This is a genomic window from Soonwooa sp. T0.1_25 (genome assembly GCF_057652215.1).
In genome coordinates, this window is record NZ_JBYFBZ010000011.1 from 41,784 (window position 1) to 62,238 (window position 20,455).

Sequence of the window (20,455 nt, forward strand, 5' to 3'; positions counted from 1 at the left end):
AATGTCAGACCACAAAAGTAGTAATTTAAGATTTATTCTCAGCATTTCTGTTGGTTTAGATGTTACTATTTCAGTTAAGTTAAACATTAATTTAGGACAAAATAGCAATGACTCATTATGTGGGTACTCATCCGATAAATATGTAATGTAAATACCGAATCAATTATTGTAAAAATGTTGAGATAAGCTTTTTTTATGATTGAAAAAAAACCTGACTGGATAAAAGCGAAAGGGTATCTGCATCTTACCCCATCTTTATCTACAGATAAAGAATGGAAGAAATATTACGCCCAAATTACAAATGAGAAATTTATAGAGCAATATGCCTTCTTTCCACTGCTTCATTCTAATATAAAAGAACGAAAGTACAAAAAATTCAATCCAGATAAACACCTAAACACCAATAAAACCGGGAGATCTCATCGACATAAGATTGGATTGAATAATACTAAGCAAACTGTAAAGAAAAGACCTATACACTATGCTTCTCATTATGATGCTTTGATTTACAGTTACTATGGACATTTACTTAATGATCGATACAATACTATACTAAAACAAGACTCAGAACTTAATAAATGTGTAATCGCTTATAGAAAAATAACTGATGAAGCTACTGGAAAAGGCAAAAGCACCATACACTTTGCAAAGGAAGCTTTTGACGAAATCACACGAAGATCTGAGAATGAAACAGTAGCCGCGTTAACTTTTGATATTGAAAGTTTTTTTTCTGGATTAGATCATAAAATCCTATATCAAAAATGGTGTGAAGTAGTTGGTAATAATCAACTCCCAAAGCACCATTATAAAGTATACCGTGCTTGCACTAACTTCAGCTATGTGCTGAGAGATGATCTGAGAATTAAGCAAACTAAAGGTAAAAGACGAACGGGATTTGATGAAAAAAAACTTCATCAAATTAGAAGAACAAAAGGATATAACTGTTTTTTTTATGATGTTAAAGATTTTAGAAGCACTATTAAAGAAGGGAATTTAAAAATTTATAAAAATCCATTTTGTAAAAAATTAGAAAATGGTAAATCTGTAAAAATGGGCATACCTCAAGGTTTACCACTAAGCGCTGTATTGGCTAATCTTTATTTATTGGATTTTGACAGAAGTATTATCAAAAAAGTATGTAAGCAGTTTAACGGCTATTACAGAAGATATTCTGATGATTTATTAGTTGTATGTAATATCGGTAATGTAGAAGAAATAAAACAATATATAGTATCCGAAATTAAAAAATATCAATTAGAAATAAGTCTTCAGAAAACTGAAGAATTTACCTTTAGAAAACTGATTTATAATAAAAAAAATGATGAACGACTCACCTCTATTAAAATAGAAAATGGTGAAGAGAGAATTGCCAAGCCTTTGATTTATTTAGGTTTTGAATATAGGGGATATAATACTTCCATAAAAGCTACAAATATTGCAAAATACTATAGAAGACTCATCCAAATTGTAAAAAGACGAGCTAAGCGTGCATCAAGTTATTACAACAATAACCCCTATGGTAAAAAAGCAATATTTAAAAATCAAATAAAAAAACTTTATAATGCACCATTGAAAGTGATCGATCATGATGGGCAAGAGCTAAAGCAAAAGTATAGAACAAGATATAATCTGGTTGAGAACAGCTATGGTGAGTATGATTTGGTATTAAGATACCTCCCTGTCAAAAGACAGTCTAATTACATTACATACCTTAATCGATGTGATAAAATATTTGAAAATACCAAAGAGAAAAGTTTCAAAAAAAACATACGAAAAAGACACAACATACTAAATCATGCTGTTAGAAAACACTTGGATAGAAATATAAAGGAGTAATAAATATATAAACGAAATAACTTTAAAAATCATGAGCCGAATATATTGATTATTCGGCTCAAAATTTTTCAGAATAACTTTTCTACTTACACAGTTAGTAGGACACTACCTTAAAAAATGATATCGGCGGTATTAAATCAAGTGACGAACTTTGATTTTCTTAAACTTCTTGCCGATACCCATTAAAATAGCTTCATTATTTTTAATAATTAACTCCCCTTTTCCAAGAGCCGCAATGGCTTGTTTTAGTTCTAATAATTCAGAAGGACTTGTCCCATATAAATCTTTTAAAACACCATCATTAATAGATTGTTGTTTCATGATTAGAGGATATTGGGCATTCGCGTAAAAATCAAAATGCTTAGATTTAAAATGCTCCATGTTCTGAGTTGCTAGTACAACACTCATTCCTTTATTTCTACCAACAGCAATTAAGTTTCTTAATGGTTTATTATCAAAGTCTAGCATATAATGAGCCTCATCAATAATTGTAAAATGTCTCAATTGAACCTTTTCACCATCATTAGCTTGCTGTGATAAATTTTCATAAATAGAATTTAGTTTAGATATAATAAAGTAAACAATTGCTTTACCGACAGGACCATCACTCGCGTACTTATCCATTTTTACAATAAAACTATTGTTTATTAAATCAATTTTATCTTCCGTTTGAAATAGATTTGCCCTAATCAATTGATTTAAAACCGATTTAACGCTATCTACTTTTTCCTTGTCATTTTTAGGTTGCGCTTCTGTATAAGTTTCATAAATTAATTCAAATGATATTGGCAGACCTTTAGTTTGTACATAAGCTGCAATAATTGCTTCGGATAATCTATTGCTCATGTTTGCGCTGATTGAAGCTTTATCTATTGCACACAGAGCGTTTGCCATTTCAGTTGAATAAATATTAATTTCCTGCTGATTAGCATTTACAAAGTTTTTAAAAGGCGTAAAAGGCAGTGGTTCTATGATAGGATCTAAAATAGCTGTTCTATCTACAGAGAAATGATTTAACCAATCATTATTTGCCGCATCTGAAAACTCTCCTTTATAATCAAAAAATAAGAAATTTACTGGATAGCTTGTTTCCACAGAAAGAGACCTAATCTCATTCATTAAAACAGCTAATAAATTGGATTTACCCGAACCTGTAGTACCTGCAATTAATATTTGAGTATTGGTTACTGCCGTACTGTTCATATCAAGAAATGCAGGAATATCATCCGCATATTCTCCAATATTCAGATTTAGATGTGGAATTGCATTAGCAGAAGAGGATTTACTCCCAGTAAAAGATAACCATTCTAATAAGCTGTTCTCTTTTAATAGATAATCGGCTCCTTTTAAAATTTCTCCGCAGATCACTTTACTACGGGTGATACTATCCTCCCAATTTACATTAAGATGTGCATATCTGAAATGTAACAAAGTATTTAAATAATTAGATAAATTATGAACGGTAAATAAAGTTGGATGTATACTATTACTGGTCATTGATAATTCTTTAAACTCTTCCGTTCTTGCCTCATTAATAGACAAACCAGCAAGTAAAGAAATACGCATAAATTTAGCATTTCCTTTTACAGCAAATGGTTTATGATCAAAGTGATATTTCTCAAGATTTAATATCTCTTCTAATTTTATACGAAGTTCCTCCATTTTAGGATTAACCGCTTCTGCAATACGTAAATTGGTTTGTAATGTTAACATAGAGTAATAATTATGCGTTAAAGTATCCTTCTCTTACATTAGTTAATTGATTCACTTTATCTCTTTCAAGCGTATATTTTTTTGAAATAAATTCTTGAATTTTAATAAGATCTTTATCTGTTCTAATCTCACTATCGGTGCTTAACAGAATTGTTTGATGAGATAAAGTTGGAAAATAATTCTCCAACAATGAAGCTCTACTGTCCTCATCTAGGTAACCCATCACCGTGTCAATCATAACAGGCGGATTATAATCACCAAATTGATGTAATGCCTTTAGTAGAACTTGTACTATAATCTGTTTGGAAGCCGCATTTAATTCTTCTAAATAAATTTCATTGCCCGAATTATGAAAAATTTTAAATGTTAAATCTGATAGATTCTCAGAAAGTTCTACTTTACCAATTTGATCTGCATAGGCAACCAAAGTTGAATTAAGATCATTTTTCATCATCTCTTCAATACGGTGCTTTTTGGATTTTAATAAGGCAGTTGAAATTTTAGCAAATACAGGTTCAATTTTTTTAAGAATTTCTAATTTTGGATTAGGAATTTCTTCTTCAGAAATGTCAAACTTATTAATCTCCTTATTAATACGATTAATTTCTTCTTGAAGATTCGTGATATTATTTTTAAGATCCACTAATAATGCTTCATTAGATTCATATGAATCAATAATAGAATTATCTTCTGAAGACAAATGACTTTTCGCCTCTGCCAAATCCGCTTTAAGAATAGGAAGTTGCTTTAACTCTTTTTGTAAACTTTCTTTGGTGTGGTTTAAATAATTAAACGTATTAGCAGAAGACTGATTTAAAAGTAACTTAATAGAATTGATTTCATCATCTGAAAAATAACTAAAATCCTGAGCTGAATTATTATTTATTTGATCTTGCTTAATAAAATCTATTAAATCATCTGCAAAAGAGCTTTTATCAATACCCTCCAGTTTTTTAGCATCAAGGTAAGCTCCAATTCTTTGATACATATACTCTAGCTGATTCTGTGAAAAGCGACTAGAGTTAGCAGTATTTTCTGTTGAATTAATAATTAACTGCAACTCGTCTTTGATGGTGTCTACCAATTTTGGTAGAAAAGATTGCAACTCTATTTCCTCAGCATATTTAGACATCATATGTAAATACTCTGCCTCTTTATCTTTTAAATCATTGATACGAGATTCTAAAACTTTGATTTGGTCTTGAAACTCCTGTTGCAAATTTTTTCCGTCTTTGGCCTTTTTGTATAGTTCTTTTTTATCAATAGAATAGCCTAGTTTTATTTTCTGTTCTTCGTTAAGTCTTTTAATTTGGGCTTCAATATTAGATTTTTCATCCAAAAGCTTTTGATACTCCTCCCTTTCGGATTCAATCTCCAAAGAATCGGCTACATATTTTTCTTTTAACTTGTGTACAGCCTCTTCTAAATGAATGTACTTGTTGAAACCCATTACATTTTCAATATTTTCCTTGATAACGCGTGCTAAGTAATCTTCCTTTAGAAGATCCCCCGACTCCATAGCGTCAAAAAGAAAATATTTACTTAACTCTTTTGGCAGATTGGCTTTGATGATTTTATTAACTTCAGCCTCAAGTTTATTTCTTTGAGCAAAAGGCATCGCTGAACCATAAGTAAAAACATCACCATTAAAATTAAGAGTAACCGATTCTACAGGTTGTTCTTGATTATTAAGTGCATAAGTCCTTTTTATTTTATATAAAAAATCCTTCATTAAAACTTTACCTTTAAAATCAATTTCAAGTTCAATACGAACGTCGTTATTAAAAGGTGTAGCCGCAGAAACTAGCCTTTTAAAATGATCTTTATCTTTCACCTCTAAGCCATATAAAGCTGAATAAATAGCCTGAAAAAGCGTTGTTTTACCACCACCGTTCTGTCCACCTATGAGTACAATTGGTTGGTCTTGATTGACTGTTAAATCCAGATCGAGGTCTTTATATGTTTTGTAGTTTTTAGCTGCAATTTTTGTGATTATCATGTGCGTAATGATTATTTATTAGACAATGCTTTTTCTAGAATTTTCTGTAGTAACTTACTGTCAATCTCTTCATTTTTCATTTTTAGCTCATGATATTCCTTAAGAATATACTCCTTAAACCAATCAAAATCTATCTCTGCTTCTTCGCAAATATCTTTAATAATGTCCATGTCCTCCTTTCGGATTCCATAGTTCATGAACATAGCGTCTAAACCTTTATTCATATCTATCTTATGTTTTATAATTTTTTGGTGTTAGTTTTTAATCTATAATTTTGAGGCTATATCCATAAAGCCTGTTGTATTTTCTATGTATTGATTTTCAGGAAGGTTAAATTCAGAATAATAAAACTTCCAAATACCAGCCATTTCTACAGGAATTAGTATCCCACCAAAATAATGCTCCCCATTATTATCCATCCACTTACGCAAAGCATTATGCTTGTTAGCATCTACAATATCTCCTTTAAGTGTTTTGGTATCGAAAAGACCAATCTTGTTATCTTTAGTTACAATAATAAAATCTACATAAAAAAGTCTTTTTACGCCCATAGAATCTTCGTAGTCGATTGCAAAATGCTCTCTGCCACTATCTCCGTTTTTGTACCAATATTGTATTTTATCGGCGTTATCAATAAGAAATTGTTTGAACAATTTTTCTGGATTAGAAGCCCCATTTTGTTCGTAAAAAGGGAATAAGGCATGGTTTTCTACTTCCTCTTTAGTATGTTTTTCGCTGTAGTATCTTTCTTTAGGAATTTGCCAGTCCGAATATTCTACACGACGCCTGTCGTTACCAACGGCTTGTTGCCATGCGTCGAATTTCTCTAACGCCACTCTAATATCATCCAAAATAATGGCTTTATTATTAGGATATAGGTAGATTTTACGAGCATCGTATTCGAAAGATTGTAAATAATACTCAGCAAAATTAATTAAAGTCTCACGCATTTTACGCCAAGACTTTTCCTTAATAAGTCTGGTGATACTATCGTAGCAGAAACGGTCGAAGAATTGCCTAAACTCTTCGTTTGTTATGGCAAATTCTTTACGGTTATCGTTGGTAATTTGTATTGCCTCTACTTGGTATGGATCTACTTTTATATCTGTAGGAATTTTAATTTGATGCGCATCTATCTGGAACTCCCAACCTTTCTCGATCATTTTTTGCGTGTTTTCCATCTTTATCTTCATCACATCCTGGTCGTCTTCTGCCCTTGGTGTAAACAAATCGATATCAGGTAGCTGTTTTATTCCGTACTTATTCTCCATAACGTTGAAGAAAATCGTTTGAAAGGTAGAAGTTAATGTTGCACTCGTTTTACGGTCGTTGATCATTAGTGCGGTAGGCATCACTGCAAAATGCCAAGATTTATCATCTTGTCTCACTGCCAGAAGCTTATCGAAATAATCGGAATCTGACGGTACAAATTTTATTTGATTGGTTTGGATATTGGTGTATACATAGCCATGGTTGAGATCATCGTGTTGATAATGCTTGCGGTGTGGCATACGCAAAATACGCCCTACCGTTTGTATCCCGAAATCTTCTGACCTTACATTACGATAGCTGACTAAAATAGCGGCACGAGGGCAGTCCCAACCTTGTGCTATTGCTTGTTTAAAAATTAACACGTCTTGTAAACCGTTAAGATCTTCTAAGCCATCTTTATCTTTTTCCCCAGAAAGCCAAATTGCCAAACGTCCATTGTTTGAGGAAATCTGGTAATCTGATGCCAAAATCCCTTCCAAAATTTCTCGTATGGATTTGTCTTCTTCCGACATTGTTGTGGAATCTGAAGGCAACTGAATTAAAACTAAAGGATTTACAACCCCTACACCCACTTCTTCATCATACAGTTTTTGAAGTTCTGCTTTTTTCTCAAAAGCCTTTCTCAACAGATGAATGTGGACGTTATCTCCATTTTGCTGGGAAGGATCTAGACCAATATTCAAACGTACGGACTTTTTAATGAGTTCTTGTTCAATAACATCCTTACGTGATACTACTACATTTCTGTCTGGTATATGGCTAGGTGTAGCCGTAATTAAAATTTCTACATCTGCTGCGATAAGCTCTCTTACTGCTTTTGCTTGAGCTCCTGTAAAAGCTGACAAGTGTGCCTCATCTATTACTAGGATAATTTTGGTATCGTTGTTACGTGTATTTTCTATAAGAGACTCCAGATTGGTATTGGATTCATTTTCTTTTCGCCAAATATTGGTTGCTGAGCTTAAGCTGCTCCAATTGGCAAACAGCAAATCGCCAGGATTAAGCACAGGGTTTGCTGAAAGTTCGCTTAGATTGATGCAATTGAGACGTCTTTGCTCCTCATACAATAGATTAAGAGAATCATAGCTCTGTACATGCAGCGTATTGGGTGCAAACCAAATAAACGCCATATTGCTATCTAGACCAGGATGTAGATGTGCCTGATCTACTACACGCTCTATTAATGCTGCTGCCATTACTGTTTTACCAGCTCCAGTAGGTGCTTTAAGTAAAACAGGAGTTTGTTTTCTATGCTCTTCTATAGCCGAAATTACGTGTGCTTGTAACTGATTAACGGCTTTTTCTTGAAAGTCTAATAAAGTGTACATGGTGTTTAGATGTCTTGGTTTAGAGAATTTACAGCAGCAGGCTTATTGTTAAGTTTTAGGGTACGGAAAGTTGCACGATAGGCATTATAGATACTATCTGGCAATGGTACCGCTGCAATCTTGTCTGCCACTGCAAAGAAGTCTTCTTCTATGCTTTCTTTTTCTGGACTGAAGGCGTATAATTTTATTTTCTCTGTGGTTTCTAAATTTTGGATAAGTTCTGTAAGTTGAGCGATTACCTCTTCTTGGTTACGAGAGTGGTAGATGACTATCATATATTTGCCTAAGCCGTTGGTAAAAAGCTTGGCTTGCCTCTCTTTGATATTATAATTTTTGGTTACGTCTAGAAAACAATCTTCTTTGATGCATAATAGCTCTGTAGAACGCGCCGTTAAAAGTCTGCGGTTTATTTCAGTACGCTCACTAGGAACAAAGTCTGCCTGAAAATAGCGAAGGTTATTATTTACTAGCCCTTCTACTTGTTCTCCTTTGGCACTGGTATAGCCTTGGATGACACGCTTGTTGCGCTCATAGGTTACTTCTTCTGCAATTTTATTCTCATTATTGGTTACTAAAATGCATTGGCGATTTCCACCATCTTCTGCATTAAGCGCCATGGTAGCGTGTAAAGTAGTCCCAGAACCTGCGAAGAAATCTAGGATAATTGAACTCTTATTACTAGATAATCTTAAAACTCTATCTATTAATTTAACTGGTTTTACGGTATCAAATGGATTATTAGCTTCATGTAAAATAGTTTTTAATTCCTTTTTTCCATCTTGTGTATGACCAACTTCAGAATAAGGCCATAAAGACATTGCTACTATACCATCTTTTACCTCAGATAAAAATCTTTTAGTTGAAGGCACTGCATCTCCTTTATTACCAAACCAAATCCGATTATCATTTTTAAATTCTTCAAATCTTTCTATAGTCATAACCCAACTTCTACCTTTAGGAGGATATACAATTCTTCCACTTGGTAATTCTATTGGATAGATATTTTTTTCCACAGCTGGTCCAACAGAAAAATCACTAGATTTCCATTTTCCTCTAGGATCATTATCTGGATTTTTATATGCTGAATTTGCTTCGGCAGTTCTTGGAAGTTTATTTAATTCAAACTTTTCAAAATCTTGCTTACAATAGATTAATATAAAATCATGATTTTGTGAAATTGTTTTTTAAAGATTAATAGGAGCATAAGATCTTTGCCATACTACGTTTCCAACAAAATTCCCTGATCCAAATATTTCATCACACAATAATTTTAACTGTGCTTGTTCATAATCATCAATTGAAATAAAGATAACTCCTTTTTCAGACAATAATTTCTTTGCCAAACGTAAACGCTTGTCCATAAAGGATAACCATTTGCTGTGACGGTAGGTATCTTCTTTGTCTACATACGCATCATTGTAAATAAAATCTTTATTCCCTGTGTTATAAGGAGGATCGATATAGATGACATCAACTTTCCCTTCGTGTGTATACGAAAGGGCTGTTAATGCATGTAGGTTGTCGTCTTCGATTAAGATATGGTTGGGTGCCTCTGTATTTTCAGAAATTATCGCACGTTCTTTTACCTCTTTAAAAACAGGTAACATGCTACGCAATTGTTCTTCTACATCTTCTGGTTTGTCTTCCCATACTAAACCGTATTTCTTTTTGGTATTTACCAATTCTATAAGGTAGGCTTTTTCTTCTGAGGATATATCTTGTAATGATTTAATCTTACTGATGAGTTCTTGTTTATTCATGGGGTATTGTTCGCAAATTAATTTTTAAAAATACTACTAAAATAAGTATTGGGCAATACTAATTACCAAAGTAGACTTGCCAAAAATTTGCGGGTAAAGTAGGAAGTTGCCACTTATCTATCACAAAGTCTAAAATCTCTTTACTGCGCTGCTCGATATCTAGAGGTGTCCAATTTTTGTAATTAAGCAATTGTCTTTCAGACTCGTAGATAATGTTTTCTCTAGCGATTGCATTGCTAATACGGGTTTTATGCGCATCAAAATCTCTTGCTGCATGTTGGTTGTTGGACATAAAAAGATTTCCCAAGGCGTAGGAATATTTTCTCTTTTTCGCTACACCATAACGATTGATATCTTGATACAACACTCTAACAGAAAATTCATCATCTGGATATATTCTGTTGACGGTAATTTCTCTATCTACTATTTTGCCCGAAATAGACTCCTCGTACTCTCTAAGAATAAAAAAAATACCATCCCAAGATTGGAAATAATTGCCCATTTCTAGATTACGCATCACCGAATCCCAGTCGAAATGAGAAACTCTTTTTTCCAATAAAAGTTCTGTTAAGGTAACATTCGTAACGCCAGAATTACCTGTTTGAAAATACCTATTGATATCTCTAAATGTTGCTTCTTGATTGAAATTGGTTTTATTACCATTGAACAAAAAGCACATGATGTTATGTCTTTCTGCCGCCCAAAGGAACTTTTCTATTATCTCTACATTATTTTGTTGCGCAAGAGTTAAGTTTAAACCATCATCACATTTCGGCAACAAACGAACTAAAATAGCTAAAACTAAATTAAGCATATAACGTCCGTACCCAAATGGAAAACTATTGAGACGAAGTAAAGAACGTTGAATTTTTGGCGTGTAATAGTATTTGAATTCGGGATCATTTTCTACCTCGTATGGATTATTGATAAAGTACCAAAGGACTACAGATTGCCTCATGCACTTTAGCCACTTGGGTAAAATTTCTAAATTCATAAATCGATTACCATAGATGTTAAGAAGGCTAAAATCTTTTTCGAATAAGTTTTTTTGATAAGCTTTAAACTCTTTTGCTACCATGGTATCGTCTGAGAAATACAACAACCAAAATGCTTTTAGAAACGCATCATCATCCATTACTTTTTTAGGGTTCGGATTTCTACCTAACCATTTGTAAATTTCTAACCATGTATTGTTAACATCTTTTCTTCTTTTGGCAATATTGGAGGGGGTACTATTTTGCTTTGATAATAAATACAATACTCTATTTTTGAAACGTTCTAATCCAGAAAGCTGCTTCCCTCTAAAATTGAGGGTTTCAAATACCATCGAGATATCTAGATTATTGCCTGAAGCTTCACTAAGATTAAGGACAGAAAATAGTAATCGATCTGTAATTTTAGTGATGAGATCCTTGATATTATTTTGTGAATATCCAACAATTTTTTTATTAAAAAAATCCTTAGCAAAATCGAGATTGTGAGTATATAAAGTCTCGGTATCTTCGGCACTATAAGAATCGTCTTCGAAAATATCTCGAATCAAATAATGGTGTGAAGGCACATCTACATGATATCCAAAAAGATATTTATTTCCATTATCATACATAAAAAAATACTGCCTACTGAATTGCAGTCTTTCTGCCTCGTTTTTAATTTTTTTTATGAGTTGAGAAAGCAAAATAAGAATTGTTGTTAAGCGTTGTTGCCCATCTACTAGATTGTGGGAAACATATACTTCACCATTTATAGAAACCGTATTTTCTGCTCTGTTGATATTATCTCCGAATCCTTCACGCTCCAAACTATCATAATCTTGTTCTGAAAAATTATTAATTGTTAAAATACCCGTGAAGTGATAAGCATTATTTAACAAATGTATATTTGAGAGATCCGCCCAAAGATCTTCTAGTTGAGACTCTTCCCAAGAGTATCCCCTCTGATAATCTGGAATTCTGAATATTTTTTGTTTAAAAACCTCATTGAATGGTAGAATAGAAGCCATTAGTTTTTCAAGTTTAGTTTTGTGTTATTTATAAACAAGATTATTAGTTAAAATAAATTATTTAACCTATTTCATGTTTTTCATCTAAATATACAAAGAGCAAACGAAAGTAGAAAGAGGAAAACCGTAAATGCGTAAGAACGTAAGAGAAAATTCGCAAAAAGATATTTTTATTTTTCAGTAGTAAAAAAAACTATTTTAAACGAGGTAATTAAGGCAAAGAAATGAAGTGGTACTCGCCGTTTGCACTATTCTACTCTATTTCAGCATTTTTTTTTTTGGAGAAAAAAATAAAAAAGTGTTTTGTGAAAAATCACTTACGTTACTTACGTTGTTACTTTGAGGAAATTCAAAGAAAATGAATAAAGTAAATAGATCTATTGGAATACTGAGCATTATAGCATTGATGTGAAAGTTTTTGATACACAAAAAAAATCTAAAAATTTGGATTTTATTAAGAATAAACTGTAATATTGCAGAAGTAATCATCAAGAGTTTCTGATCTATCAGAATACCAACCGAGCTTTAACCTGCCACGGTGGTTTAGAATGAGGGCAAACCTGCCAAAATAATAAGGTTATCTCCCCAAAAAATTCTCTTGCGATGATTTGTAATTATTAACATTATAAATTTTGCAACATGGTACATCCACATTTCAGTACAGAAAAAGCTTTTGTACAACAAGAAGGTACAACTTACAAAGACGATTTCGGCATAGGCGACCTTTCTGATTTTCGAAAATTGGCGTTTATTGAATACGATCTGAACATCGGTGAAGCACCTATATTCTATTTTTATAGAATTACTAATGACGACTATATCCAATGGATTGATGTTTTCTTAGATGACGAAAATGATGAAAAATCTATTATTGAAGCATCAAAAAAACCTCAAAAAATTGTTTGTCAGTACAAATACGATTATGATTTTAGCTTTATTGATAATCTTCTCCTTGCGTTTACTGAATTTATTCACGCCAGAAGTATGTTTGACGGAAGGGTAATAAAATTTAAATCGGACCTCATTTCGGATATACAATTTCGTCAAATTCAAGAAAATATTGCAAATAGAAAAAAAGGCGCTGCAAAAAGTAAACTTCTGGATTTAATGAAAGTAAATGGTCTTTCTCCTAAAGTACATGACGCAAAAAAAGGTTTATACATAAGCCATTGCGTGAATTCAAACAATCATCATTTATACATTTCGATAAGCCCCGAAAAGGAAGAATGGGGGTGTGGATATTGTAGAAGAAAAGGAGGTTTGGAGGAATTAAAACAATGGATATTTGAGAAAAATACCATCAAAAACTAAGTAATAATCATTAAAAAAGCTAGAAAAAATGAGCACCAATATCAATACTAATTTCGAATACATCAACGAACTTTCAGATTTAGAGCTTGTTGAAATATTTAACAATTCAGTGGGAGTCAATGCGTGGGGAAATGCGCGTTCTCAATACATCAACAAAATTCATAATGAATTCCTTAAGCGAAATATAGATTCGAGTTTAATAATCAATAGGCATACAATGTCCCTCGCAAAACGCATAAAATTACAAGATGGTGTCATTGTATTTGATACCACAAAGGAAATTAAACATAAAACCAATACGGCTAAAGTTAATATTGGTTTACAAAAAAATTACGACAATACCTATTACGAAAAAAATGAATACATAGAGTATCTACAGAACTATCAATCCAATTTAATCAAAGAAAAAAAAATTCACCTAAGTGCTGCTGTACAGGAATTTGAGTTGGTTTATGGAAATTTAGTTGAAAAACATTTGGTTTTGAATTTTGTTAATTATCCAAAATTTCCATTAGAAATAAATATTTTCAAAAAAAACATTAACCTTCTTGGTAAAAAAATGATGGAAAAGTTTTATCAAAATAGGATTATGATTGAATATCCAGATGAAACTATTGTTTTCGAAATTGATCCAAAGATTGATCCTAAAATAAGTTCTTGAAATCTTTATAAAAACAAAAAAGACCGAAAAATCGGTCTTTTTTGTTTTAAAATCTAAAGGGTATTTTTTGCAGTTCTACAATTTCTGATTTTGGGTTTTCAAATTGCTTGTTATCCTTGTCTACTTCTTCGTATTCATGTAGGATTATTGGGTAAACATAGACTTTATTTTTAACTATTTTCTTGAAGGCATGTTTTTTTAACGCCATTCCTAATTTGCGAACTGTGGCTTCATTGATATTGATATTTGCACGTGTAGAAAGGATTTGTGCGATTTGAGTAGTATTGAAGAAATATTGAGCTTTGTCTTTTTCTGCAGGAGTGAACCACGTTAATAGTAACTCTTCCTCTGGGCTTCTGAGTTGATATTGTTCGTTATTTTGGTTAATTTCTTTTATTTCTTCTTGGTTGAACCAATGTCTAAATCCATCTTCTTTGAGTTGTACTGCTTGAGCATAGACTTTGTTAATATCTATATTGTGGGTGTATTCGATGTGTTCCACTTCAAAGCATAAGAAACGGCGTGAACCGGTTGTATCGTTTAAGAATTGTGAAGTATTTACACTTCCTGCAAAACTGGCTCGTCTTGGCATATTTTCATTGTTGTGCCCGTAGGCTTTTCGCATTCTGATATGAGTTTTGGTTATGATTTCTTTTAAGCTGCCAATTTCTGAACGGTTTAGATTTTCAAGTTCATCCAAATTGATTAACATACATTCGGCTAAATGGATTAAGGTGTCTTTATTGTTTGGATTTATGGTCCCGGAAAAGATATATTCTTTGAGCTGTTTAGGCATCAGTTTTTCCATCCAAGTTGTTTTTCCTAAACCTTGCTTTCCACTAAAAACAATTACTGTTTGATTGACTTGCTTTTCATCGAGTACGCAAGCCACCATAGCCACAAACCATTTCTTGAAACAGGTTCTCCAAAGTTCTTGTTTGGTAGTGGTTACTGTATCGGCTAGCATTGTAATATAATCAGTTTCATCTTCATATTTAGGAAGGTTCTCAAAGTACACCTCGAAAGGATCAAACATTTCACAATAGTCAGAATGAAGTAGGTTTCTAAGACTATTGATACTGCATTTTACTTTTGCTTTTAAGATTTCACGAAGGATTGAGTTTTCAGAAAAATCAGTCATGGGTTTCCATTTGGTTGCTTTTAGTGTTTTGAATTCCAATTTACCTAGAACAGTATTGTATCTAAAATTGTAACGGTTGTTGAGAAACATTTCCAGTTTATCAATATATGAGGGTGTTTCCTCTTCGTCATCGCTAAAATTTCCGTCTTCGGTTTTTGTCACGGACGATCCACCGGAATTTCTTCTATCGCTCGCAGATCGCGCAGGTTTCGCAGATTTTTCTTTTGGAACAAACTTATCTGTATTATGTTCAGTAGTATTTTGATAGGCGCTTTGAACGGCGGTTGTTACTTCTTTTGCGTCATAGCCGAAATCTGCTAAAATGTAGCCTAAAGCCATTGATTCAGATATACCTTTTCTGTTCAGATTGTTGGCCAAAGCAAAAACGAAGTTATTACGGTTGCCTTCTGTGAATTGGATTTTCTTTTCGGTGAAGCGGACTGCGTGCTCATACAAAACATCATAATCCGCTTGCGGATTATTTTGATGTTTTGAGTTTCCTCGCTTTGGCTCGGAATCACAAATTTCCTCTGGTGGGTTTTCTGAAAAAACTTGGGAATGTTCATTGATGAAAATTTCGGGATCGGAAGACATAAAGCAAAGTCTTGTGATATCCTTTCCGGATTTGTCGATTTCTACCGTCAATAATTCTTCAAAATATCGCTGCAATTTCAGAAAGGTTTCTTTGTGCTGTTCTTTGTCGGACGAAACTTTCACGAAAATTTTCAGACCGTTTCCTGAAGGACTGACAAACGAAGCAAAAACAAAATCATCCATTCTGATTTTGGTTTTGCACTGCTGCAGTTTTTCTTTTTCGAGTTTGTCGATATCCAACACCATTAAGGCATTGTAGTTGGTAAGAAATTCCATTTTTCTACCTCCGTTGAATGTTGCACTGGGTGTGAATGCCGGAAGTGATTTTTTGGCTCTTTCTGCTGCTTCTTTCTTGTTGTCGGCAAGCGATTTTCTTAAATATGTGATTGCATTTTGATAGACGCCGGTTTTGATATCCGAAAGGATTTTTTGAATGTCTTTTTGTTCTGCTACTTCATTGAAGTTTTTAAATATGGTGGATTTCATTTTGTTGATTTTTGATTTAGACCCTTCGACAGGCTCAGGGTGACAAGTTAGATTTTAGAGAAAAGCCCTCACTGAATTTGAGGGCTTAGAGGTTTCAGCGTTTGGAAAAATGTCAGTCACTTTTTCGCGAAAGACTTGTTGTAGTGATCCTGCATTGTCTTTTCAACATCGGACAGTTTGTAGTAGATTTTGCTGCCTACCTGAGAAAAAGAAATTTTCCCTTCATCACGCCACGTCTGTGCGGTTCTGCGTGAGATTTTCAGCATTGCGATTAATTCTTCATTGTCCAGGAATACTTCCTGTTTTGGTGCTGTCTTAGCGTTAAGTTTTTCGTGAATCTCATTAATTTTTGAGATTAGACCATCAAATTGCTCTTTGGATAAAATAATTGCTTCCATAAAAATTGTTTGTTTAAGATTATGAAGCAAAGGTGTGAGAAAGAAAAAAGTCCGGAAGTCCCGAAATGGTCTCGCCGGGACTATTTTTTTTACAACAGTTTATCTAAGTCTATGCGTTTGTGAGAGTTAGGTCGTTTATCATTTTTTGAAGGGCGCAAAATAGTTTCAACTGTAGCGGGACTTAATGAAAGTCCCGCTCGATCTTCAAATGAATTTACAATAACCGCAACAATATCCTGCACTGAACCGTCAATAAAAGGCTTTCCATCCTCAAACATTTCTCGGGATAATTGGTAGAAAACATCAACTATTTGGTTGATATTACAGTTGATTTTCAACTTAGAATACGGCATTAACGAAGGTGGAAGGGACTGCGAAATAGGCTCCATATCTGCTTTCATTTTTGCAAGTGTTTGGATTTTACCTATTAGTTTTTCACATTCATCTGTAAAGTTCGGAAGCTTGTAATTTACTAATTCTATATCGGCAGTTCTGTACTCGAAAATTTCAGAAGTAAGAAAATACACCTGTTCTTGAATTGTTTGATATGTATATGTTTTCAACTTTGTTTCTTTAAAGCTGAAGTATCTTTCATCGGAAAAAGCATTTGTTTCTCTATGAGGTGGTCGTTTGATTTGAGATTTTTTATTCTCCTCATCAATTTTAATTCGTTTTAATTCCATATTTGTGTAGAACTTGATTATTCTACTCTCGTTTCTTGCACCATGAAATAATTCTTCATTGACATGAATCAATTTTTCATACTTATTTAACCATTGCAAAGGATTTTTAGCAATGTTACAATGATGGTTTATGAAATCGGGAATTTTGGAATGTGTAATGGAAAAGGTTTTGTAAATGAGCTGTTGGCAATAAGAATGAAGGTCGGTAACAAGCTCTTTATCTATATCAAAATGAGTATCAAAATTTTTATTATTTGACACTGCAGTAAATTCAGAAAACGGCGAAGTTTCCAATAAAGTGTAATGGTCGGACATCTCTCTCTTTGTGTTTTGAATGGGTACAATTAAATTCTCTTAGTATTTCTTTCATGTAGAAGTTTTTTGAAGAAATGCTTTCACGAAGCAATCGAATTTTTCGAAAATTTTCTTCATATTCATCTGAAAACGAAAGTAAGAAAACGTAAGTGAATGAAAAAATATTTTTTACATATTTATCAACAAAGTATAATTTTCCATACTACACATAAGTAATATCGGTAAATATGTAAAGAGATATTTTACATATAAAGGATATTTTTACATATTTTGTAATTTTTGTTTACAGAGAATATACCTTGAAGTAATTAATTATTTACTTTTTTTTAATAAACGAATTTTTCAACCGCATCATCCAACTCTTGGGAAATGATTTTTGCATAAATCTGGGTGATGCCGATATCTGAATGATCCATCAGTTTTGAAACATGTTCTATTCGCATTCCGTTGTTAAGTGCATTGGTTGCAAATGTATGTCTGCTTAAATGAAAGGACAAATTGAAAGGAAACTTCAACTTCTTTCCAATGTTTTTTAAATGTAATGAACAAAGTGATGTACAACGCTCAATTTCAGCATTGGCGTATTCTTTATTTTGGAAATAAGGCGTATTGTTTTCTAGCATCGGAAAAACAAAATGAGTCTCTTCACTTTCATTTGTTTTGTACTTGTTAAGAATGGCAATCGCAACTTGTCCAATTTTAAAACTGTGTAATCTTCCTGTTTTTCTAATGGTTTTAGTAATTCGGTTTTCTTTAAGGTTGATATTCTCCCATTTTAGTTCTAGTACATCACTCAAACGCAAACCTCCTGCATAAATTGAGAACAAAAACATGTCCTTAATAATAGGTGCTTTAGAATCTGGATTAACTTCTGCATCTGAAAATGCTTTAATTTGATCTTTGTTTAGAAATGTTCTTTTCCCGGCTTCTTTTTTAATTTGGATTTTATCGAACGGATATAAATTAGCATCTACCAAATCTTCTTTTATGGCATCTTTATAGAATTTACCCAAAACAGTCATCGATAGTTTTATCGTTGTATTATTATTACCAAGCGTATTGCTGCAATAGTTTTGGAAATCTTTTAGAAAGGTGAAGGTAATATCATCAAAATTCAAGTCTCTACTTCCATTGTATTTTTCAAACTTCGCAATACAATCCTTGTAACCTCTGTGGGTTCTGTAAGAAACTGAATTTTTCATTTGCTCTACTCGATTGTAGGCATAAGCAAAGTAATTAACTGAACCTTTTCCTTTGATAGCTTCTTTTAATCTTCTTCCAGAAACTGATTTTGTTTTCCTTTCTAAATCTGCAACATGACCTTCAGCATCTGCAACCTTTTGAGCCAAGAGTGCATTTACTCTTGCAGAATTAGGAAAGTTTTTGCGTACTCTTTGTTTTTCTTCATCCCATTGGCTTTCCTTGAATTTATAACCTGTACTGATAAATCGAGATTTACGGTCTTTGATTACTCGGATGTACAAAGGGTTATCTCCGTTTTTGTCTTTTTGCTGTGTTCTAAGAACGAGTTTAACAGTTGCCATGATCTTTGAGTTTTTAGGAAATTAAACTAAATTTAAAAATCAATGCAAACAAATGAAGCAACATAAAATCAACAGAATATAATTGGAAGCATTGTAATTCAAAGATACAACATTTAGTACAACAAATATGTATTTTAATTGCTTTTTATTACATTTATTTAATCAGTTCAATTTTAAAAACTCTTTATTTATGGTGTTTTAAGTGCAATTGGTAACAATAAATTGAATTGTTTATATAACATTGTATTGGCAAAAGACGGGGTGAATATTGTCTTTGAAAATTTAGTTAGCAATATCCGCAAAAATGCTTTTCATATTTCTTTTTTTAGTAATTTAGAAATCTGAAAAAGCATTTTGCTCAGGTTCGGTTTTCCTTTGGAATTGTCTGCAAGGTAGCCCGTCCTTCGCCAATACTTTTTCCGTTAGGCGATATGCTATAAAAATTCGTAATCAATAAAAAATTTTCAATAAAAACTTGCTTAAATGTAACTTTTAAATTACTTTTGTTTCATGAAAGTAAGAGAAGTTATATCGTTTAAAAAATATTTTGAAAATTTTCTTTCTGAACAACCTCAAAAAGTTCAAGATAAAATATTCAAGATTATTGAAGCGATTGAAACCCTTGAGCGTGTTCCTTCAAACTATCTAAAACATATTGTCGGAACTGATGGATTGTACGAAGCAAGAATTCAATTAGGTTCAAATATTTGGAGAGTTTTTTGCTTTTTTGATGGTGAAAAATTGGTTGTTTTGATGAATGGATTTCAAAAGAAAACACAAAAAACACCAAAAAATGAAATTGTTAAAGCCTTAAAAATAATGGCTGAATATTACGAACAAAAATCAAAAGAAAATGGAAACTAAAAGTTGGAAAGAAATAAAAGACAGTGTTTACGGAAAAAAAGGAACAGAAAGAAGAGATGAACTCGATAGAGATTTCGAATCTTTTAAAATTGGTTTAATGTTGCGTAAAGCTCGTGAAGAAAAACATTTAACTCAATCTGAATTGGCAGATTTGGTCGATAAAAAACGTGAATATATTTCTAAAATTGAGAATAATGGAAGTAATTTAACTCTTAAAACATTGTTTGATATCGTAGAAAAAGGACTCGGAGGAAAAGTAAGAATTTCGATTGATGTATAACAAGCACATCGCCTAACATAGTATTGGCAAAATGCGGGGAGAAGGAAAAGTTGAATTTTGGTTAAATTTATCCGCCGCTGCTTTTTTATTCCACAAAAAAGAGTAATTTAGTGTAAGAAAAAAGCATCGGCTACGTCCAGTCTAAATTGAACTTTTCGTTCCATTTAGCCCGCACTTCGCCAATACTTTTCCCGTTAGGCGTAATTTTAAAACGTGCCGACAGTAACAAGACAAAAAAAGAATATGATAACAATCGACAACTATTTAG

14 protein-coding genes, 1 pseudogene and 1 riboswitch are annotated in these 20,455 nt (G+C 32.6%); of the genes and pseudogenes, 5 read left to right on the forward strand and 10 right to left on the reverse strand.

The genetic code is table 11. The features are described from left to right. The first annotated feature begins 195 nt into the window (after positions 1 to 195). On the forward strand, positions 196 to 1,836 hold the full coding sequence (locus tag AC23MB_RS12145) for a reverse transcriptase domain-containing protein (protein WP_487787406.1): 1,641 nt from the start codon (positions 196 to 198) through the stop codon (positions 1,834 to 1,836). A 132-nt stretch (positions 1,837 to 1,968) separates the two neighbouring features. On the opposite strand, the gene AC23MB_RS12150 is transcribed toward AC23MB_RS12145, so the two are convergent. The 6 genes and pseudogenes from AC23MB_RS12150 to AC23MB_RS12175 form a co-directional block, all read right to left on the reverse strand. Further along, on the reverse strand, positions 1,969 to 3,549 hold the full coding sequence (locus AC23MB_RS12150; protein WP_487787407.1) for an ATP-binding protein: 1,581 nt from the start codon (positions 3,547 to 3,549) through the stop codon (positions 1,969 to 1,971). Between the two features lie 10 nt (positions 3,550 to 3,559). Beyond that, positions 3,560 to 5,548, reverse strand: a complete 1,989-nt coding sequence (locus AC23MB_RS12155) for an AAA family ATPase (RefSeq protein WP_487787408.1) — start codon at positions 5,546 to 5,548, stop codon at positions 3,560 to 3,562. An 11-nt stretch (positions 5,549 to 5,559) separates the two neighbouring features. Then, entirely contained in the window at positions 5,560 to 5,745 is a 186-nt protein-coding gene (locus tag AC23MB_RS12160; protein WP_487787409.1) for a DNA modification system-associated small protein, read from the reverse strand. A gap of 69 nt (positions 5,746 to 5,814) precedes the next feature. Further along, positions 5,815 to 8,148: a DEAD/DEAH box helicase gene (locus AC23MB_RS12165; protein ID WP_487787410.1), complete on the reverse strand. Its 2,334-nt coding sequence runs from the start codon at positions 8,146 to 8,148 to the stop codon at positions 5,815 to 5,817. A gap of 5 nt (positions 8,149 to 8,153) precedes the next feature. After that, positions 8,154 to 9,908, reverse strand: a pseudogene (locus tag AC23MB_RS12170) (site-specific DNA-methyltransferase). 58 nt (positions 9,909 to 9,966) lie between these two features. Further along, positions 9,967 to 11,910: a DUF262 domain-containing protein gene (locus AC23MB_RS12175; RefSeq protein ID WP_487787411.1), complete on the reverse strand. Its 1,944-nt coding sequence runs from the start codon at positions 11,908 to 11,910 to the stop codon at positions 9,967 to 9,969. 480 nt (positions 11,911 to 12,390) lie between these two features. Continuing rightward, a riboswitch (SAM-I-IV-variant riboswitch) is annotated at positions 12,391 to 12,491 on the forward strand. A gap of 58 nt (positions 12,492 to 12,549) precedes the next feature. Here AC23MB_RS12175 and AC23MB_RS12180 point away from each other — a divergent pair. Both AC23MB_RS12180 and AC23MB_RS12185 read left to right on the forward strand, forming a co-directional pair. Further along, positions 12,550 to 13,221 carry a hypothetical protein gene (locus tag AC23MB_RS12180; RefSeq protein WP_487787412.1) on the forward strand — a complete coding sequence of 224 codons (672 nt, stop codon included), beginning with the start codon at positions 12,550 to 12,552 and terminating at the stop codon, positions 13,219 to 13,221. A 28-nt stretch (positions 13,222 to 13,249) separates the two neighbouring features. Further along, the gene (locus AC23MB_RS12185; RefSeq protein ID WP_487787413.1) at positions 13,250 to 13,882 is read left to right on the forward strand and encodes a hypothetical protein; all 633 of its coding nucleotides are present in this window, start codon (positions 13,250 to 13,252) and stop codon (positions 13,880 to 13,882) included. A 46-nt stretch (positions 13,883 to 13,928) separates the two neighbouring features. Here AC23MB_RS12185 and AC23MB_RS12190 read toward each other — a convergent pair whose 3' ends face one another. The 4 genes from AC23MB_RS12190 to AC23MB_RS12205 all read right to left on the reverse strand — a co-directional run bounded on the left by AC23MB_RS12190 (position 13,929) and on the right by AC23MB_RS12205 (position 19,043). Then, entirely contained in the window at positions 13,929 to 16,103 is a 2,175-nt protein-coding gene (locus tag AC23MB_RS12190) for a virulence-associated E family protein (protein WP_487787414.1), read from the reverse strand. A gap of 116 nt (positions 16,104 to 16,219) precedes the next feature. After that, positions 16,220 to 16,501 carry a helix-turn-helix domain-containing protein gene (locus tag AC23MB_RS12195; RefSeq protein ID WP_168637781.1) on the reverse strand — a complete coding sequence of 94 codons (282 nt, stop codon included), beginning with the start codon at positions 16,499 to 16,501 and terminating at the stop codon, positions 16,220 to 16,222. An 89-nt stretch (positions 16,502 to 16,590) separates the two neighbouring features. Beyond that, a complete protein-coding gene (locus tag AC23MB_RS12200; protein WP_487787415.1) occupies positions 16,591 to 17,499 on the reverse strand; it encodes a hypothetical protein in 909 nt (302 codons plus the stop codon). 326 nt (positions 17,500 to 17,825) lie between these two features. Beyond that, on the reverse strand, positions 17,826 to 19,043 hold the full coding sequence (locus AC23MB_RS12205; RefSeq protein WP_487787416.1) for a tyrosine-type recombinase/integrase: 1,218 nt from the start codon (positions 19,041 to 19,043) through the stop codon (positions 17,826 to 17,828). 510 nt (positions 19,044 to 19,553) lie between these two features. Between AC23MB_RS12205 and AC23MB_RS12210 the strand changes: the two genes are divergently transcribed. Continuing rightward, positions 19,554 to 19,907, forward strand: coding sequence for a type II toxin-antitoxin system RelE/ParE family toxin (locus tag AC23MB_RS12210; protein ID WP_487787417.1), 354 nt, complete (start codon positions 19,554 to 19,556; stop codon positions 19,905 to 19,907). Continuing rightward, positions 19,897 to 20,187: a helix-turn-helix domain-containing protein gene (locus tag AC23MB_RS12215; RefSeq protein ID WP_487787418.1), complete on the forward strand. Its 291-nt coding sequence runs from the start codon at positions 19,897 to 19,899 to the stop codon at positions 20,185 to 20,187. The genes AC23MB_RS12210 and AC23MB_RS12215 overlap by 11 nt, the downstream gene beginning before the upstream one ends. Positions 20,188 to 20,455 lie beyond the last annotated feature (268 nt).

Coding starts and splice junctions, on each gene's coding strand:
- AC23MB_RS12205 (WP_487787416.1), bottom strand. CDS start 19,043: ATGGCAACTGTTAAACTCGTTCTTAGAACACAGCAAAAAGACAAAAAC.
- AC23MB_RS12180 (WP_487787412.1), top strand. CDS start 12,550: ATGGTACATCCACATTTCAGTACAGAAAAAGCTTTTGTACAACAAGAA.
- AC23MB_RS12155 (WP_487787408.1), bottom strand. CDS start 5,548: ATGATAATCACAAAAATTGCAGCTAAAAACTACAAAACATATAAAGAC.
- AC23MB_RS12195 (WP_168637781.1), bottom strand. CDS start 16,501: ATGGAAGCAATTATTTTATCCAAAGAGCAATTTGATGGTCTAATCTCA.
- AC23MB_RS12175 (WP_487787411.1), bottom strand. CDS start 11,910: ATGGCTTCTATTCTACCATTCAATGAGGTTTTTAAACAAAAAATATTC.
- AC23MB_RS12210 (WP_487787417.1), top strand. CDS start 19,554: ATGAAAGTAAGAGAAGTTATATCGTTTAAAAAATATTTTGAAAATTTT.
- AC23MB_RS12215 (WP_487787418.1), top strand. CDS start 19,897: ATGGAAACTAAAAGTTGGAAAGAAATAAAAGACAGTGTTTACGGAAAA.
- AC23MB_RS12185 (WP_487787413.1), top strand. CDS start 13,250: ATGAGCACCAATATCAATACTAATTTCGAATACATCAACGAACTTTCA.
- AC23MB_RS12200 (WP_487787415.1), bottom strand. CDS start 17,499: ATGTCCGACCATTACACTTTATTGGAAACTTCGCCGTTTTCTGAATTT.
- AC23MB_RS12190 (WP_487787414.1), bottom strand. CDS start 16,103: ATGAAATCCACCATATTTAAAAACTTCAATGAAGTAGCAGAACAAAAA.
- AC23MB_RS12165 (WP_487787410.1), bottom strand. CDS start 8,148: ATGTACACTTTATTAGACTTTCAAGAAAAAGCCGTTAATCAGTTACAA.
- AC23MB_RS12145 (WP_487787406.1), top strand. CDS start 196: ATGATTGAAAAAAAACCTGACTGGATAAAAGCGAAAGGGTATCTGCAT.
- AC23MB_RS12150 (WP_487787407.1), bottom strand. CDS start 3,549: ATGTTAACATTACAAACCAATTTACGTATTGCAGAAGCGGTTAATCCT.
- AC23MB_RS12160 (WP_487787409.1), bottom strand. CDS start 5,745: ATGAACTATGGAATCCGAAAGGAGGACATGGACATTATTAAAGATATT.